The 17,124-nt window shown below is 62.0% G+C and carries 19 protein-coding genes; 16 read left to right on the top strand and 3 right to left on the bottom strand.

Annotated features, from left to right (window positions below; all coding sequences use genetic code 11):
* Nucleotides 1-2: 2 nt before the first annotated feature.
* Nucleotides 3-458 carry a MaoC family dehydratase gene (locus PspTeo4_RS24595; protein ID WP_322366352.1) on the bottom strand — a complete coding sequence of 152 codons (456 nt, stop codon included), beginning with the start codon at nucleotides 456-458 and terminating at the stop codon, nucleotides 3-5.
* A gap of 143 nt (nucleotides 459-601) precedes the next feature.
* On the opposite strand from PspTeo4_RS24595, the gene PspTeo4_RS24600 reads away from it, so the two are divergent.
* From PspTeo4_RS24600 to PspTeo4_RS24610, 3 genes are read left to right on the top strand one after another with little or no spacing between them, the layout of a single operon-like run.
* Nucleotides 602-964, top strand: coding sequence for a CidA/LrgA family protein (locus tag PspTeo4_RS24600; RefSeq protein ID WP_322366353.1), 363 nt, complete (start codon nucleotides 602-604; stop codon nucleotides 962-964).
* Complete coding sequence (locus PspTeo4_RS24605) at nucleotides 961-1,677, top strand: LrgB family protein (RefSeq protein WP_322366354.1); 717 nt, start codon at nucleotides 961-963, stop codon at nucleotides 1,675-1,677. The genes PspTeo4_RS24600 and PspTeo4_RS24605 overlap by 4 nt, the downstream gene beginning before the upstream one ends.
* Before the next feature lie 9 nt (nucleotides 1,678-1,686).
* Nucleotides 1,687-2,277, top strand: coding sequence for an LON peptidase substrate-binding domain-containing protein (locus PspTeo4_RS24610; protein WP_322366355.1), 591 nt, complete (start codon nucleotides 1,687-1,689; stop codon nucleotides 2,275-2,277).
* Nucleotides 2,278-2,388: 111 nt separating this feature from the next.
* Here the strand turns inward: PspTeo4_RS24610 and PspTeo4_RS24615 are convergent, their stop codons facing one another.
* Nucleotides 2,389-3,705 (bottom strand): bifunctional DedA family/phosphatase PAP2 family protein, encoded by a 1,317-nt coding sequence (locus PspTeo4_RS24615; RefSeq protein ID WP_322366356.1) that lies wholly within the window; start codon nucleotides 3,703-3,705, stop codon nucleotides 2,389-2,391.
* A 3-nt stretch (nucleotides 3,706-3,708) separates the two neighbouring features.
* Nucleotides 3,709-4,401, bottom strand: a complete 693-nt coding sequence (locus PspTeo4_RS24620; RefSeq protein ID WP_322366357.1) for a DNA-3-methyladenine glycosylase — start codon at nucleotides 4,399-4,401, stop codon at nucleotides 3,709-3,711.
* Nucleotides 4,402-4,708: 307 nt separating this feature from the next.
* Between PspTeo4_RS24620 and PspTeo4_RS24625 the strand changes: the two genes are divergently transcribed.
* The 13 genes from PspTeo4_RS24625 to PspTeo4_RS24685 all read left to right on the top strand — a co-directional run bounded on the left by PspTeo4_RS24625 (nucleotide 4,709) and on the right by PspTeo4_RS24685 (nucleotide 17,051).
* Nucleotides 4,709-5,980: a glutamate-5-semialdehyde dehydrogenase gene (locus tag PspTeo4_RS24625; RefSeq protein ID WP_322366358.1), complete on the top strand. Its 1,272-nt coding sequence runs from the start codon at nucleotides 4,709-4,711 to the stop codon at nucleotides 5,978-5,980.
* A gap of 1 nt (nucleotide 5,981) precedes the next feature.
* Complete coding sequence (gene nadD, locus PspTeo4_RS24630; RefSeq protein ID WP_322366359.1) at nucleotides 5,982-6,641, top strand: nicotinate-nucleotide adenylyltransferase; 660 nt, start codon at nucleotides 5,982-5,984, stop codon at nucleotides 6,639-6,641.
* A gap of 43 nt (nucleotides 6,642-6,684) precedes the next feature.
* Nucleotides 6,685-7,107, top strand: a complete 423-nt coding sequence (rsfS, locus tag PspTeo4_RS24635; protein WP_322366360.1) for a ribosome silencing factor — start codon at nucleotides 6,685-6,687, stop codon at nucleotides 7,105-7,107.
* A 9-nt stretch (nucleotides 7,108-7,116) separates the two neighbouring features.
* The gene (gene rlmH / locus PspTeo4_RS24640) at nucleotides 7,117-7,584 is read left to right on the top strand and encodes a 23S rRNA (pseudouridine(1915)-N(3))-methyltransferase RlmH (RefSeq protein WP_023382530.1); all 468 of its coding nucleotides are present in this window, start codon (nucleotides 7,117-7,119) and stop codon (nucleotides 7,582-7,584) included.
* Nucleotides 7,585-7,600: 16 nt separating this feature from the next.
* A complete protein-coding gene (gene mrdA / locus PspTeo4_RS24645) occupies nucleotides 7,601-9,490 on the top strand; it encodes a penicillin-binding protein 2 (protein ID WP_322366361.1) in 1,890 nt (629 codons plus the stop codon).
* Nucleotides 9,491-9,528: 38 nt separating this feature from the next.
* On the top strand, nucleotides 9,529-10,632 hold the full coding sequence (rodA, locus tag PspTeo4_RS24650; protein WP_322366930.1) for a rod shape-determining protein RodA: 1,104 nt from the start codon (nucleotides 9,529-9,531) through the stop codon (nucleotides 10,630-10,632).
* 17 nt (nucleotides 10,633-10,649) lie between these two features.
* Nucleotides 10,650-11,660, top strand: coding sequence for a lytic murein transglycosylase B (gene mltB, locus PspTeo4_RS24655; protein ID WP_322366362.1), 1,011 nt, complete (start codon nucleotides 10,650-10,652; stop codon nucleotides 11,658-11,660).
* A complete protein-coding gene (locus tag PspTeo4_RS24660) occupies nucleotides 11,660-12,661 on the top strand; it encodes a septal ring lytic transglycosylase RlpA family protein (RefSeq protein ID WP_322366363.1) in 1,002 nt (333 codons plus the stop codon). Before mltB ends, PspTeo4_RS24660 begins: the two co-directional genes overlap by 1 nt.
* A 178-nt stretch (nucleotides 12,662-12,839) precedes the next feature.
* Nucleotides 12,840-14,000 carry a D-alanyl-D-alanine carboxypeptidase family protein gene (locus tag PspTeo4_RS24665; protein WP_322366364.1) on the top strand — a complete coding sequence of 387 codons (1,161 nt, stop codon included), beginning with the start codon at nucleotides 12,840-12,842 and terminating at the stop codon, nucleotides 13,998-14,000.
* A 75-nt stretch (nucleotides 14,001-14,075) separates the two neighbouring features.
* Nucleotides 14,076-14,351 carry a DUF493 domain-containing protein gene (locus PspTeo4_RS24670; RefSeq protein ID WP_322366365.1) on the top strand — a complete coding sequence of 92 codons (276 nt, stop codon included), beginning with the start codon at nucleotides 14,076-14,078 and terminating at the stop codon, nucleotides 14,349-14,351.
* Nucleotides 14,351-14,998, top strand: a complete 648-nt coding sequence (lipB, locus tag PspTeo4_RS24675) for a lipoyl(octanoyl) transferase LipB (RefSeq protein ID WP_322366366.1) — start codon at nucleotides 14,351-14,353, stop codon at nucleotides 14,996-14,998. The genes PspTeo4_RS24670 and lipB overlap by 1 nt, the downstream gene beginning before the upstream one ends.
* A 2-nt stretch (nucleotides 14,999-15,000) precedes the next feature.
* Nucleotides 15,001-16,017, top strand: coding sequence for a lipoyl synthase (lipA, locus tag PspTeo4_RS24680; protein ID WP_322366367.1), 1,017 nt, complete (start codon nucleotides 15,001-15,003; stop codon nucleotides 16,015-16,017).
* Between the two features lie 95 nt (nucleotides 16,018-16,112).
* Nucleotides 16,113-17,051 (top strand): LD-carboxypeptidase, encoded by a 939-nt coding sequence (locus tag PspTeo4_RS24685; protein WP_322366368.1) that lies wholly within the window; start codon nucleotides 16,113-16,115, stop codon nucleotides 17,049-17,051.
* Nucleotides 17,052-17,124: the final 73 nt, after the last annotated feature.

Here is a 17,124-nt window from a genome sequence, read left to right on the forward strand (position 1 = left end):
GATCAGACGAAACAGAGTGACAGGGGCTCGGCAATGTAGGCCGGCTTTTCTTCACCTTCGATTTCCAGGGTGACGGTGGCTTTGAGCAACCATTGGCCAGGTTTTTTCTCGATGGCGTCGACCAGTTCGACCTTCAGGCGAACCTGGCTGTCGACCTTGACCGGTTGAATGAAACGCACGCTGTCCAGGCCATAGTTGACGACCATCTTCAAGCCCTCTGGCATTACCAGAATGTCTTCCATGAGCTTGGGGATCAGCGACAGGGACAGGAAACCATGGGCGATGGTCGTGCCGAACGGGGTTTTTGCCGCTTTTTCCGGGTCGACGTGGATAAATTGAAAGTCGCCTGTGGCCTCGGCGAACAAGTTGATGCGCTGCTGATCGATCTTCAGCCAGGCGGAACGCCCCAGTTCCTTTCCAACGTACTGCGAAAGCTCTGTAACCGGTACATAAGGCATCGCGACTCTCCAAGTTGTCATTTGGTACGAAGGTGCAAGATCAGCACGACGAACCGTTTCAGTCAAGTTGTCTGATTTTCGGCGAATATCGGCTTATCAGCCCTGCGTGCTTATAATGGCCACCATGCGCGAAGGAGATGCTTATGCTGTTGCGTGGTTTAACCTGGCTGGTGCTGTTTCAACTGCTGGGTACGGCGATCAACCATTTGTTTGTGCCGATCCTGCCTGGGCCGATCATCGGTCTGTTGCTGCTGCTGTGCTTCCTGATGGCCCGAGGTGAGGTGGGCAAGCCACTGAACGAAGCGGCCAGCAGCCTGCTGCGCTACCTGCCGTTGCTGCTGGTGCCACCGGCGGTAGGGGTGATGGTGTATGCCAAGGACATCGCCGCCGATTTCTGGGCCATCGTTGGCGCCTTGCTGATTTCCTGCCTGGTGACCCTGGTGTTCGTCGGCGTGCTCATGCAGAAGCTCATGCATCGGCAGGGCAAGCGCGAGGAGCAGCCATGAACCTCGATTGGCAAGGAGCGCTGGATGCGGTCATTCACCACCCGCTGTTCGGCATCGGCATCACCTTGGGGGCCTACCAGATCGTGTTGGCCGCCTACGAGAAGACCCGCTGGATCTTTCTGCAGCCTGTATTGGTGTCGATGTTGCTGGTGATTGGCGTGCTGCTGACCTGCGGCATCAATTACGCCGAATACCGCAAGAGCACCGAAATCATGAACATCCTCCTGGGGCCAGCCACGGTGGCGCTGGCGGTGCCGCTGTATCTGAACCTGCGGCGTATTCGGCAGTTGTTCTGGCCGACATTTACTACGCTGGTAGTCGGAGGCCTGTTCGCAACCCTGGCCTGTTTGCTGCTGGGCTGGTGGTTTGGTGCTGAACACATGATTCTGATGACCATGGCGCCGAAGTCGGTGACCTCGCCAATCGCCATGTTGGTCGCCGAGCAAATAGGTGGCGTGGCGGCGTTGGCAGCGGTGTTCGTATTGATTACCGGGGTGATCGGTGCGATCTTCGGCCCGGCGTTGTTGACCCGCTTCGGGGTCCACAGCCCAGAAGCGCGTGGCATGTCGTTAGGTGTCACAGCGCACGCCGTGGGGACCTCGGTGGCCCTGCAGGAAAGTGATGAATGCGGCGCTTTCGCAGCGCTGGCGATGAGCCTGATGGGTGTGGCCACGGCGGTGTTCCTGCCGTTGGCCGTCAGCCTGGTGGCCTGAGGAGTCGTGATGACGCTACCGCTGTTTCCGCTCAATACCGTGCTGTTTCCTGGTTGTCTGCTCGACTTGCAGATCTTCGAGGCGCGCTACCTGGACATGATCGGGCGCTGCATGAAGCAGGGCGAAGGTTTTGGCGTGGTCTGCATTCTGGAGGGCGAGCAGGTCGGCAAGGCGCCACCGGTGGTGGCGTCGATCGGTTGCGAGGCGCTGATCCGTGATTTCGTGCAGCAGGAGAATGGCCTGCTGGGCATTCGCGTGGAAGGTGTGCGGCGTTTCGAACTGACCAGCACCGAGGTGCAGAAGGACCAGTTGCTGGTGGGAGAGGTCCATTGGTTGCCGGAGCAGGCCGATAGCCCCCTGACCGAGCACGATGATGACCTGCTGGCGCTATTGGTGGCTTTGGGCGAGCACCCGATGGTCGAAGCCTTGGACATGCCTCGGGAAGTCGACGGGCGTCAGGCGCTGGCCAATCAGTTGGCTTATCTGTTGCCGTTCATGGAAGAGGACAAGCTGGACTTGCTGGCGATCGATTCGCCACAACAGCGGTTGGCGGAAATCCAGAAGCTCTTGGAGCGAATTCAGGGTGAGTTGTTCGCCTGATATGGCCCCATCGCCGGCAAGCCGGCTCCTACAGGTACTGCGTGATCTTAAGGTCGGCGCGGTCATTGAGGGAGCCGGCTTGCCGGCGATAGGGCCCGTACAGGCGACAAATCAGTACTGATAACGCAACAACGCCTGCGGCAACGCATGCATGGCAAAGAACGCGAGCAACGCGATACAGGCTGGCAACACCAGCCACCACACCCGCTGCGGCAAGGCGTCAAGCGGCTGGCGGTGCTGCACCAGCGTCAGGCTTACAGCACAGACGCAGCAGGCCAGCAAGGCACCGGCCAGAATGTCCGTCGGCCAATGCGCCCCCAGATAAACCCGCGACAATGCAATGGCCAGGGCAGGAATACACCCCAGCAGCACCCAGGTCAGGCGCATCCGCGGCGGCTGGCCACGCCCGGCCAGTAGCGCCAGCACCACGAAGAACGCGAACGATGCCGAACTGTGACCACTGGGCATGCTGTAGCTGGTCAGCGGGTCGGTCAGCACTTCGGGCCGAGCCCGGGCGAATAGCCATTTCAGGGTGCCATTGGCAATGGCCGTGCCCATCAGCGCGCCCCCGGCAAACAGCGCATGGCGCCATTGCCGGGCAAGCAGCAACAGGCCGGTGAGCAAGCCCCCGAGGAAAAACTGGGTGCGGAAGTCGCCCAGGCGGGTCACCAGTACCACGGTGCCGTCGATGAGCTGGCTGCGGTGCTCCTGGACCAAGGTCATCACGCCCTGATCGAATTCACTCAGATAGGGCCAGCCGAGGAACAGCGCAACCAGCGCCAGGAAACTCAGGCCCGCAATCAGTCGTGTGCCATGGCGTTGATCGCGAATGCTGCTGTTCAACCCCAGGCCGATCAACACCGCCAGGCTACCGGCAATGATCCCCGCATCCAGCCAGAAGCCTTCCGGCAATGGCAGGCGCATGGCCGCGCCAGTGGCCCAGCCCGGCAACAGGTAGGCCACCGCCCAGCCTGCACCGGCCACCAGGCTGACGGCGATGAAGCGGGGCAGCGGCATGTCGAACATACCCGCGACCATGGGCAGCATCGGGCGCAGCGGGCCGATGAAACGACCGACCAGCAGGCTGGCAATGCCGTAGCGCTGGAAGTAGTTCTCGGCACTGCCGATCCACTCCGGGTGGTGCCGTAACAAGGGTAGGCGGCGGATGTTCTGGTGAAAATATTTGCCGATGGTGTAGGAAATGGCATCGCCCAGCAGGCCGCCCAGGAAACCCAGCAGCAGGGTTTCGCCCAGGGTGAAGGCGCCACTGCCTGCGAGCACGGCAACGGCGAACAACAGGACGGTCCCCGGTACGATGATGCCGGCGATGGCCAGGCACTCCACGCAGGCCACGAGGAAAATTGCCAGGCCAAGCCACTGAGGGTTGGCGCTGAGCCAGCCGGTCAGGCTATCGAGCCATTGGCCCATTTATCAGCTTCCTTGTTCGAGAATGGAGAAATCTTGCCCTTCGACTTGCCCCCGGCGTAGCGGGTTCCGGGTGCAGAAGCGGGCGTATTCGGCGTCGACGAAGCGGTATGGCAAATGTTCGTCTCGGCCCAGGGGGATACCGAGCCGGGCGCATTGCACCACCTGTGGAACCTGGATGCCGCAGTCTTCGACATACAGGTGGTCAGGGTCGAAGCGTTGGGCGTCCCAGCGCGGCACCTTCAGGCCCATCGCTCGGCACAACAGCGTCTGGCCGGCGCACAGGCGCTCGACCGGGCGCAGGTTGCCGTTGCTGTCGGGGTTGTTCAGTTGCATCTGCGCCAGGCTGTTGGCGTCGGAAATGGCGTCCACCCAAGGGTAGGCCGACTTGATCAGCACGGCATTCCCGGGGCCCTGGGCGCTGAAGTTCAACGAATCGCCGCCGCGGGCGTAGTACATGTAGATGTGCCCGCCGTCGAGAAACAGTGCCTTGCGCTTTTCCGTGTAACCGAGCGAGGCATGGCTGCCTTTGTCTGTAAGGTAGTACGCCTCGGTTTCGATGATCCGCGCCGCCAGCCACAGGTTGCCGTGGCGATGACGAATGACTTTGCCCAGCAGGGCTTTGGCCAGCGTCTGGGCGTCGCGGTCGAAGAAACTGTCAGGCAGAGCGCGGGCAGGGCAGGGAGATGTATCTGGCATGCTGGCGATTCGTGATTTCAGAGGCGGCGATGATAGCAATGAATGGCTTAACCGATACTGAACCTGATATTGGTGGTGTGCCGGTATCGGCCTTGTCACCAGCATGCCAAGTCCCACAAAGATCGCTGTAGGAGCCGGCTTGCCGGCGATTAGGTCGGTGTTGATCTAAGAAATTTCGATAAGACCAGTTACATCTTTCCTACACATTGCCCTCGACCATTTTCTACCATCCGCCACCCGCCGCTGGGCGTATACCTGCGCGACAGTTATAATCAGCCGATTTCCCCTTCGCCAAGACACCGAACCCATGACTGAGTCCGTTCTTGACTATATGACCCGTTTGGGTCGCGCTGCTCGCCAGGCCTCCCGGGTGATCGCCCGTGCCAGCACCGCGCAGAAAAACCGCGCCTTGCAAGCTGCCGCCGATGCTCTGGATGCTGCCCGTGCCGAGCTCGCCGCAGCCAACGAACTGGACCTGGCCGCTGGTCGCGCCAATGGCCTGGAGCCCGCTCTGCTGGACCGCCTGGCGCTGACCCCGGCGCGTATCGACGGCATGATCACCGGCCTGCGCCAGGTGGCCAACCTGCCGGACCCTGTCGGTGCGATCCGCGACATGAGCTACCGCCCGTCGGGCATCCAGGTGGGCAAGATGCGTGTGCCGCTTGGCGTGATCGGGATCATCTACGAGTCGCGTCCGAACGTGACCATCGATGCCGCCAGCCTGTGTCTGAAGTCTGGTAACGCCACCATCCTGCGCGGCGGCTCCGAGGCCATCCACTCCAACCGCGCCATCGCTACTTGCATCCAGCGTGGCCTGGCCGAAGCCGGCTTGCCGGCAGCGGTAGTGCAGGTGGTCGAGACCACCGACCGCGAAGCCGTCGGCGCGCTGATCAGCATGCCTGAGTTCGTCGATGTGATCGTGCCGCGCGGTGGCCGTGGCCTGATCGAGCGCATCAGCCGCGATGCCCGTGTACCGGTCATCAAGCACCTGGACGGCATCTGCCATGTCTATGTGGCCGAGCATGCCGACCTCGACAAGGCCTGGCGCGTGGCATTCAACGCCAAGACCTACCGTTACGGTATCTGCGGGGCGATGGAAACCCTGCTGGTGGACCAGCGTGTGGCTGAAGGCTTCCTGCCGGAAATGGCCCGCCGTTTCGCGGAGAAAGGCGTCGAGCTGCGTGGTTGCGAACGCACCCGGGCGCTTATCGATGCCAAGCCGGCCACAGAAGACGACTGGCACACCGAATACCTCGACGCCATTCTGTCGATTCGTGTGGTCGACGGCCTGGACCAGGCCATCGAGCACATCAACCACTATGGCTCGCACCACACCGACTCGATCATCACCGAACACCAGGGGCAGGCTCGCCAGTTCATGGCCGAGGTCGATTCCGCGTCGGTGATGCTCAACACCCCAACCTGCTTCGCCGATGGCTTCGAGTACGGTCTGGGTGCTGAAATCGGCATTTCCACCGACAAGCTGCATGCTCGCGGCCCGGTCGGCCTGGAAGGGCTGACCTGCGAGAAATACGTGGTGATCGGCGACGGCCAACTGCGCGGCCAGGAGTCCTGCTGAGTTGAGCAAGGCCCAGGCAGTCCGGCGCATCGGCATACTAGGCGGCACTTTCGACCCCGTGCACATCGGCCACCTGCGCAGCGCGCTGGAGGTTGCCGAGTTCATGGCGCTGGATGAGCTGCGCCTGTTGCCCAACGCCCGGCCGCCACACCGCGACACGCCACAAGTGGCGGCGCAGGATCGTCTTGCCATGGTCCGCGAAGCGGTACAGGGCGTCGAATGCCTGAGCGTGGACGCCCGGGAGCTGGAACGCGACAAGCCATCGTACACCATCGATACCCTGGAGTCGGTCCGTGCCGAGTTGGGCAGCGCCGATCAGCTGTTTCTGGTGATGGGCTGGGACGCCTTCTGCGGCTTGCCCAGCTGGCATCGCTGGGAAGAGCTGCTGCAACACTGTCACATCCTGGTGCTGCAACGCCCGGATGCTGATGTCGAACCCCCTGACGAGCTGCGCAACCTTCTGGCTGCGCGCTCGGAGAGCGATCCCACCGCCATGTCCGGCCCGGCGGGGAATATTTCGTTCGTCTGGCAGACGCCGCTTGCGGTGTCGGCTACACAGATCCGACAGCTGCTGGCCAGCGGCAAGTCGGTGAGGTACCTGGTGCCGGACGCCGTACTGGCCTACATCGAGGCACACGACCTGTATCGTGCGCCTAACTGACGGTGCCGCAGGCACCTCACTCAACGAGTTGAAAGAGTTTTATATGAGCAAGCAGAAAATCAATGGCGAAGACCTGGTCAAACTGACCATCAGCGCTCTGGAAGACGTCAAGGCCCAGGACATCCAGGTCATCGACGTGCGCGAAAAGCACAGCCTGACCGACTACATGATCATTGCCACCGGTACCTCCAACCGCCAGATCAACGCGATGCTGGAAAAGGTCCGTGAAGCGGTCAAGAAAGAAGGCGCGCAGCCTTTGGGCGAAGAAGGCAAGGGCGACAGCGACTGGGTTCTGCTGGACCTGAACGACGTCATCGTGCACATGATGACCGCCGCTGCCCGCCAGTTCTACGACCTGGAGCGCCTGTGGGTGGGCGCCGAGCAGAGCCGTGCCGCCGATGCCAAGCACCACAGCCCGGAAAACGCCAGCGACTACTTCACCGACAAGCTCAAAGACCGGGAATAAGGAAGCGTCGTGCGTCTGCGTCTGATCGCGGTCGGCTCGCGCATGCCCAAGTGGGTCGAGGACGGTTGGCATGAATATGCCAAGCGCCTGCCCCCGGAGCTGTCGCTCGAGCTGGTGGAAATCCCGCTGAACACCCGTGGCAAGAATGCCGACGTCGCCCGCCTGATCCGTCAGGAGGGCGAAGCCATGCTGAGCAAGGTTCAGCCTGGGGAACGCATCGTCACGCTTGAGGTCCATGGCAAGCCCTGGAGTACCGAGCAGCTGGCGACCGAGCTGGACCGCTGGCGCCTGGATGCGCGCACGGTGAACTTGATGGTCGGTGGCCCGGAAGGGCTGGCGCCTGAAGTCTGTGCACGCGCCGAGCAACGCTGGTCGCTGTCGCCGCTGACCCTGCCGCACCCCTTGGTAAGGATACTCATCGGCGAGCAGATCTACCGCGCCTGGACTGTGTTGTCCGGGCACCCTTACCACAAATGAGCCTGTAAGCAGTCCGATGTCGCAGCCGATCCGTCTCAAGGACCACGAGAAAGACGCCCGCCTGGTGCGCAACCGCGTCGTGGTCGGCGCGGTTGCGATCGTGTTGCTGATTTGCGTGCTGATCGCGCGGCTGTATTACCTGCAGATCATCCAGTACGACTATCACTCGACGCTGTCCGAGAACAATCGGGTGCATGTGCAGCCCATTCCGCCGACGCGGGGTTTGATCTTCGACCGCAATGGCGTGATCGTCGCCGACAACCGGCCCAGCTTCAGCCTGTCCATGACCCGTGAACGTGCGGGTAACTGGCAGGAAGTGCTGGATAACATCGTTGAAGTGCTGGAACTCACCCCGGACGACCGAGCGCTGTTCGAAAAGCGCATGCGCCAGGGGCGCCGGCCTTTCGAACCGGTGCCGATCCTGTTCGAGCTGAACGAAGAGCAGATCGCTCGCGTGGCGGTCAATCAGTTCCGCCTGCCGGGCGTGGAAGTGGTCGCGCAGCTGGTGCGCCATTACCCGCAAGGCGCGCACTTCGCCCATTCGGTCGGTTATGTCGGGCGCATCAACGAAAAAGAGCTCAAGTCTCTCGACCCTGTGAACTACAGCGGCACCCACCATATCGGCAAGACCGGCATCGAGCGCTTCTACGAAGCCGAGCTGCATGGTCAGGTGGGTTACGAAGAAGTCGAGACCAACGCCCGTGGACGGGTGTTGCGGGTGCTCAAGCGTACCGACCCCAAGCCGGGCAAGGACATTATCCTGAGCCTGGACATCAAGCTGCAGGAGGCTGCCGAGGCGGCCCTGGGTGGCCGCCGTGGCGCCGTGGTGGCGCTCGACCCGCGCACTGGCGAGGTGCTGGCGATGGTCAGCCAGCCAAGCTTCGATCCGAACCTGTTCGTGACCGGTATCAGCTTCAAGGCCTATGCCGAACTGCGCGACTCGATCGACCGGCCGCTGTTCAACCGCGTGCTGCGCGGCCTGTATCCGCCAGGTTCGACCATCAAACCGGCGGTTGCCATCGCTGGTTTGGACAGCGGCGTGGTCAACGCCAGCAGTCGGGTGTTCGACCCAGGCTATTACCAGTTGCCCAACTACGATCACAAGTACCGCAACTGGAACCGCACTGGTGATGGCTGGGTCGACCTCGATACCGCCATCATGCGATCCAATGACACCTATTTCTACGATCTTGCCCACAAGATGGGTATCGATCGGCTGTCCAGCTACATGAACAAGTTCGGTATCGGGCAGAAGGTCTCCCTCGACATGTTCGAGGAATCGGCCGGCTTGATGCCGTCCCGCGAATGGAAACGCGCTACCCGTCGCCAGGCCTGGTTCCCCGGTGAAACCTTGATTCTGGGTATCGGCCAGGGCTACATGCAGGCCACACCGCTGCAACTTGCCCAGGCCACCGCGCTGATCGCCAACAAGGGCGTATGGAACCGTCCGCACCTGGCCAAGACCATCGAGGGTCTGCCGCCGGTGGACGAGAACCCCATGGAGAACATCGTCCTGCGTGACAAGTCCGATTGGGCCAAGGTCACCCATGGCATGGAACAGGTGATGCACAACGCCCGTGGTACCGCCCGCAAGGCTGCCCTGGGTGCCCAGTACCGTATTGCCGGCAAGAGCGGTACCGCCCAGGTGGTGGCGATCAAGCAAGGCGAGAAGTACGACCGCAACAAACTGCAGGAGCGCCATCGCGACCACGCGTTGTTCGTGGCCTTCGCCCCGGCTGACGATCCCAAGATCGTGGTCTCGGTGATGGTCGAGAACGGTGAGTCCGGCTCTGGCGTCGCCGCCCCCGTGGTACGCCAGGTCATGGACGCCTGGCTGCTCGACGAAAACGGCCGGCTCAAGCCTGAGTTCGCGCCTGCCACCGTTGCCCAGGAAACGGCTCAGTGAAGAACAATTTCGATCGCATGCTCTCCAGCGAGGACGTGATGCGTCGACGCGCCAGCTTCCTGCAGCGCATCCACGTCGACGGCCCCTTGCTGATCATCCTGCTGACCCTCGCGGCCGGCAGCCTGTTCGTCCTCTATTCGGCCAGCGGCAAGAACTGGGACTTGCTGCTCAAGCAGGCCAGCTCGTTCGGCATTGGCCTGGTGTCGATGTTCGTCATTGCCCAGCTCGAGCCACGCTTCATGGCACGCTGGGTGCCGCTGGCCTACCTGGCCGGGGTGTTCCTGCTGATCGTGGTGGACGTCATGGGCCACAACGCCATGGGCGCCACGCGCTGGATCAACATCCCTGGGGTGATCCGCTTCCAGCCGTCCGAGTTCATGAAGATCATCATGCCGGCGACGATTGCCTGGTACCTGTCCAAGCGCACCTTGCCGCCACACCTCAAGCATGTGGCGATCAGCCTGGTGCTGATCGGTGTGCCGTTCATCCTTATCGTGCGCCAGCCTGACCTTGGCACGGCGCTGTTGATTCTGGCTTCCGGTGCCTTCGTGCTGTTCATGGGCGGCTTGCGCTGGCGCTGGATCATCAGCGTGCTCGCAGCAGCAGTACCGGTGGCGGTGGCCATGTGGTTCTTCGTCATGCACGACTACCAGAAACAGCGCGTACTGACCTTCCTCGACCCAGAAAGCGACCCGCTGGGCACCGGCTGGAACATCATCCAGTCCAAGGCCGCGATCGGTTCGGGCGGCGTGTTTGGCAAGGGCTGGCTGCTGGGTACCCAGTCGCACCTGGATTTTCTTCCGGAAAGCCACACCGACTTCATCATCGCGGTGCTTGGCGAGGAGTTCGGGCTGGTCGGTATCTGCCTGCTGTTGATTGTCTACCTGCTGCTGATCGGCCGCGGGCTGATGATCACGGCCCAGGCCCAGACCCTGTTCGGCAAGCTGCTGGCAGGTAGCCTGACCATGACCTTCTTTGTTTACGTATTCGTCAATATCGGTATGGTCAGCGGCCTTCTGCCCGTGGTGGGCGTGCCGCTGCCCTTCATTAGCTATGGCGGAACTTCGTTGGTGACGCTGCTGTCAGCGTTTGGCGTTCTGATGTCGATCCACACACACCGCAAATGGATCGCGCAAGTTTGAATAAGGTGAAAATTTTCATGCAAGCAGTGCGTGGCTGGGCTGCCCGTTTTGCGCCGTGGATCGGTGCGCTGGGCCTGTTTGGCGCTGTCCAGCAAGCCAATGCCGGCGACTATGAAGGCTCGCCCCAGGTGGCCGAGTTCGTCGGTGAAATGACCCGTGACTACGGCTTTGCCGGCGAACAGTTGATGGGCGTGTTCAGTGAGGTACAGCGCAAGCAGTCGATTCTCGACGCGATTTCCCGTCCGGCCGAGCGGGTCAAGCCGTGGAAAGAGTACCGGCCGATGTTCATCACCGATGCGCGCATCGCCCGGGGCGTGGACTTCTGGCGTCAGCACGAGGCGACTTTGGCGCGGGCCGAGCAGGAATACGGCGTGCCTGCCCAGGTGATCGTGTCCATTATCGGTGTCGAAACCTTCTTTGGCCGTAACACTGGCAACTACCGGGTCATCGACGCGCTTTCTACGCTTGGCTTCGACTACCCGCCACGTGCTGAATTCTTCCGCAAGGAACTGCGCGAGTTCCTGCTGCTGGCCCGTGAAGAACAACTCGACCCGCTTACCCTCAAGGGCTCGTACGCGGGCGCAATGGGCCTGCCGCAGTTCATGCCCAGCAGTTTCCGTAACTATGCCGTCGATTTCGACGGTGATGGCCACATCAACATCTGGAACAACCCCGATGACGCCATCGGCAGTGTCGCCAGTTACTTCAAGCGCCATGGCTGGGTAGCCGGCGAGCCTGTGGTCAGCCGCGCCCAGGTGGCCGGTGCGCAGGTCGACCAGGGGCTGACCACCGGTATCGAGCCAGTGAAGACGGTCGGGGAGTTGCGGGCGCTGGGTTGGTCGAGTCATGATGCGCTGCGCGATGATCTGCCGGTTACCGCCTTCCGTCTGGAGGGTGACAACGGCCCCGAGTACTGGATGGGCCTGAAGAACTTCTACGCGATCACTCGCTACAACCGCAGCGTGATGTATGCCATGGCGGTGCATCAGCTTTCGGAACAGCTGGTTCAAGCACGGGGCGTCAAGTAATGCGCGCAATCATCTCTGCCAATTCTTTCAAGCTGCTGACCTGCGTCGCGGTCGGTCTGGCCCTGGCCAGTTGTTCCTCCAGTCGCCCGACTTCCCAGCAGAGCGGCAATGTCGTCCGCACCCAGCCGGGCCTGGACATCAACCGTGCCCACAAGGACGGTGCGCCGTGGTGGGACGTGGACGTCAACAAGATTCCCGACGCCACCCCAACCGTGCACACCGGTGCCTACAAGGCTAACCCGTACACGGTGCTGGGCAAGACCTACTACCCGATGCAGGATTCGCGCAACTACCGCGCCGAAGGCACCGCGTCCTGGTACGGCACCAAGTTCCACGGGCAGAACACCGCCAACGGTGAACTCTACGACCTCTATGGCATGAGCGCGGCGCACAAGACGCTGCCGCTGCCTGCTTACGTGCGCGTGACCAACCTGGCCAATGGCCGCAGCGTGATTCTGCGGGTCAACGACCGTGGCCCGTTCTATTCCGACCGGATCATCGACCTGTCCTACGCGGCGGCAAAGAAACTCGGTTATGCCGAGATCGGCACCGCCCACGTGCGGGTCGAGGGCATCGACCCGCAGCAATGGTGGGCCCAGCGTGGCCAGCAGCCACCGCTGATGCTGAAGGAGCCGCAGGTGGCTCAGGCGCAGCCGATTGCGGCCAGTACCGGTCGGGTCGAGCAGTGGACGCCACCGCCGCAGCAGCACGCGGCGCCTGTGGTGCCGGTACAGGTGGGGGGCAACAATGTCCCGAGCAGCAATGGTGGCAGCTTCCTGCAAGTGGGCGCGTTCGCCAACCCGGATGCCGCTGAGCTTCTGCGTTCGAAACTGAGCACCATGGTCAGTGCCCCGGTATTCATCAGCTCCATCGTGCGTAACCAGCAGACCCTGCACCGGGTGCGTCTGGGGCCGATCAGCAGCCAGGGCGAGATCCAGCAGGCTCAGGACAGCATTCGCCTGGCGAACTTGGGGCAGGCGAAGCTGGTCACAGCTGACTGATCGGGGCAAGTTCTTCGCGGGTTTGCCGGGGTACCGGCGCGCCGCGAAGAGGCCGATGCCAAACTGTCGGTTTTGTCATGAATTGCCGGGCGCAGGCATGTACAATGCCCGTTTTTGCTGCCGGCCAGGGAACCATTGCCCTCCGGGCATCAGACCATTAGCGATTTTCGAGAGACGGATGAACATCACCAAGCTTGCCAAACGACTTTGCCTGCCCGTACTGCTGATGATCACGCCTGCCGCATTCGCGGCGGAGCAGATGATGCCATCGCCACCGCAGCTGGCCGCCAAGTCCTACGTACTCATGGATGCGTCCAGCGGCAACGTGCTGGTCGAGAACAACGGTGACGAGCGCCTGCCGCCAGCCAGCCTGACCAAGCTGATGACTGCCTACATCGCCACCGTCGACATTCGTCGTGGCCAGATCGGCGAGAACGACCCGGTCACCGTCAGCGAAAACGCTTGGCGTACCGGCGGTTCGCGCATGTTCATCAAGGTCGGCAGCCAGGTCACCGTCAGCGACCTGCTGCACGGCATCATCATCCAGTCGGGTAACGACGCCTCCGTCGCCCTGTCCGAGCACATCGCCGGCAGCGAAGACGCGTTCGCCGACATGATGAACAAGACCGCCGCCGAACTGGGCATGAGCAACAGTCACTTCATGAACCCGACCGGCCTGCCGAACCCGGAGCACTACTCTTCGGCCCACGACATGGCCCTGCTGGCGCGTGCGATCATCAACATCGACCCTGCGCACTACGCCATCTACTCGCAGAAAGAGTTCTTCTGGAACAACATCAAGCAGCCCAACCGCAACCTGCTGCTGTGGCGTGACAAGACCGTCGACGGTCTGAAAACCGGTCACACCGAAGAAGCCGGCTACTGCATGGTGGCTTCGGCCGTTCGTGATGGCCAGCGCCTGATCGCCGTGGTGTTCGGCACCAACAGCGAGCAAGCGCGTGCCGCCGAGACCCAGAAGCTGCTGACCTACGGTTTCCGCTTCTTCGAAACCCAGACCTTCTACCAGAAGGGTACCGAGCTGGCCCAGGCGCCGGTCTGGAAGGGTGCTACCAGCCAGGTGAAGGCCGGCTTGGCCAACGACCTGACCATGACTATGCCTAAAGGACAATTGAAGCGCCTGCAGGCTTCGATGACCATGAACCCGCAGCTCACCGCACCGATCGCAAAAGGTGACGTGATCGGCAAAGTGGAAGTCAAACTGGACGAAAACGTGGTTCACAGCGCCGACCTGATCGCCCTCGACGGCGTCGAGGAAGGTGGTTTCATCCGCCGTATGTGGGATAGCATTCGTCTATTCTTCTACGGGTTGTTCAACTGATACGTGACCTGCCACGCTCCCGCGCATCGCTGCGGGAGCGTTGTTGTTGCCACGGCTTACGAGGCCGTTTCCGCCATGAGCGAAGCTGACGTCAAGTCGCACAAAATCGAATTCCCCTGCGAGGATTATCCGATCAAGGTGATCGGCGATACCGTTGTCGGTTTCAGAGACACGGTAATCGAGATCCTGAGCAAGCACGCCAAAGTCGACCTCAAGACCCTGGCCGAGCGCCAGAGCAAGGAAGGCAAGTACACCACCGTGCAACTGCATATCGTTGCCGAAAGCGAGAACCAGCTGCACGATATCAACAGCGCCCTGCGCGCGACCGGCATCGTGAAAATGGTGCTCTGATGCCGTTGTGTCTCGGTTTTCGCGATCTTGGCCTGCAGCCCTATGAACCGGTGCTGGAGGCCATGCGTCGGTTTACCGAGCAGCGAGGCCCGGACAGCCAGGACGAAGTCTGGCTGGTCGAGCACCCCGCGGTCTTCACCCAGGGCCAGGCCGGCAAGGCAGAGCACCTGCTGGTGCCGGGCGACATCCCGGTGGTGCAGACCGACCGTGGTGGCCAGGTGACCTATCACGGCCCCGGGCAGTTGGTGGCCTACCTGCTGCTGGATGTACGTCGCCTCGGCTTCGGTGTGCGTGACCTGGTGAGCCGCATCGAGCGCACCCTGATCGACCTGCTGGCCAGCTACGATGTCCAGGCTGCAGCAAAACCCGATGCTCCCGGTGTCTATGTCGATGGAGCGAAAATCGCCTCCCTCGGCCTGCGAATCCGCAATGGCCGCTCTTTTCACGGCCTTGCTCTGAATGTGGACATGGACCTTGCGCCATTCCGCCGAATCAACCCCTGCGGGTATGCGGGGCTGGCCATGACCCAGCTGCGTGACCTGGCAGGTCCGATCGAACTTGACGAGGTCAGGACAAGGCTGCGCGGACAGCTGGTCAAGCACCTCGACTATGCTGAGCAGACGACCCTCACGGGCGGAATCGACTGAATATGACAACTGTGCAAGAAGCCGTGCCGAACCTGATACCTACCCAGGATGCCACCCCGCGCCCCGCGCCGAAGAAGGTGGAAGCTGGGGTTAAATTGCGTGGCGCCGAAAAGGTCGCCCGTATTCCGGTGAAGATCATCCCCACCGAAGAGCTGCCCAAGAAGCCGGACTGGATCCGCGTGCGTATCCCGGTTTCCCCGGAGGTCGACCGCATCAAGCAACTGCTGCGCAAGCACAAGCTGCACAGCGTATGTGAAGAGGCGTCCTGCCCGAACCTGGGCGAGTGCTTCTCGGGTGGTACCGCGACCTTCATGATCATGGGTGACATCTGCACCCGTCGCTGCCCGTTCTGTGACGTTGGCCATGGCCGACCGAAGCCACTGGATCTCGATGAGCCGAAAAACCTGGCCATCGCCATCGCCGACCTGCGCCTGAAGTATGTGGTGATCACCTCGGTTGACCGCGATGACCTGCGTGATGGCGGTGCCCAGCACTTCGCTGACTGCATTCGCGAAATCCGTGCGCTGTCGCCAGGTGTACAGCTCGAGACCCTGGTCCCGGATTACCGTGGCCGCATGGACATTGCCCTGGAAATCACCGCGCAAGAGCCGCCGGATGTCTTCAACCACAACCTGGAAACCGTACCGCGCCTGTACAAGGCGGCGCGTCCGGGTTCGGACTACGACTGGTCGCTGGACCTGCTGCAGAAGTTCAAGCAGCTGGTACCGCATGTGCCGACCAAGTCGGGCCTGATGCTCGGCCTGGGCGAAACCGACGACGAAGTCATCGAAGTCATGCATCGCATGCGCGAGCACGATATCGACATGCTGACCCTCGGCCAGTACCTGCAGCCTTCGCGTAGCCACCTGCCGGTGCAACGCTTCGTCCACCCGGACACTTTTGCCTGGTTTGCCGAGGAAGGCTACAAGATGGGCTTCAAGAACGTTGCGTCTGGCCCGCTGGTGCGTTCGTCCTATCACGCTGACCAGCAGGCTCACGAGGCCAAGATCAAGCTCTGATCCTGGTTTGAGTCAGACATGCCGATGCGCGCTGAAAGGCGGCATCGGCATTTTTGTATGAGCGTCGCACGTGAATCGCGGTAAGGAGTTGCCCATTGAACAGCGTTGAAACCTTCGAGTCCCGCCTGCCTGCTGCGTTGCCAGCGGGTGCCTGCTTCGCCGTGGTCGCCCCCGCCGGGCCGGCCCGGCTGGATGCGCAAAAGGCCGGGCTGTGGTTTGCCAGCCGTGGTTACCAGTGCCGGATCTATCCAAGCGTCAATCAGGCCCAAGGCTATCTGGCCGGCTCCGACCAACGCCGCCTGCAAGACCTGCACGATGCATTCGCCGACCCTTCCATCCATGCCATTTTGTGCATGCGCGGCGGTTACGGAAGCATGCGCTTGCTCGATAAGCTCGATTTCGACCTGATTCGTCGCAATCCCAAGCCATTGATTGGCTACAGCGACATCACCGCGCTGCACACCGCAATCGGCCGGCACAGCGGGCTGGTCAGCTTTCATGGGGCGATGCTTAACGCCGACTTGCTGGGCGCCAAGCTGGAACCCACCGAGTCTTCGCTGCTGGCGCAGCTGTCCGGGCGTATGGTGGCGGGCGATGCCATTGTCCACCCGGCAGCTTATCCGTTGAGCTGTATGGTGCCGGGCGAGGCCTGCGGCCGCCTGGTGGGGGGCAACCTGTCGCTGCTGGGCGCCACGCTGGGTACCTTGGCCGAGGTCGATACCCAGGGCAGTATCCTGTTCATCGAGGATGTGAACGAGCCGCTTTACCGCATAGACCGTCTGCTGACGCAGTTGCGCCTGGCGGGCAAGCTGGAGGGCATCAAAGGCGTGCTGGTGGGGGATTTTGCCGGGATTACGGTCGCTGCCATGACGCCGCTGCTGGAGGACATATTCGCGCCGCTGGGCGTGCCAGTGCTGGCCGGGTGGCGCAGCGGGCACTGTGATCCGAATGTGTGTTTGCCGCTGGGGGCATGGGTACGGCTGGACAGCGTGAAGCAGACTCTGGTACTGCAGCAGGACCTGTTCCAGTCCTGAGCGCCAGGCTCCTACAGATACATCGCTGGACCTGTAGGAGCCGGCTTGCCGGTGATGGAGCGCGAAGCGCCCC

This window comes from Pseudomonas sp. Teo4, from assembly GCF_034387475.1.
Classification (GTDB): Bacteria; Pseudomonadota; Gammaproteobacteria; order Pseudomonadales; family Pseudomonadaceae; genus Aquipseudomonas.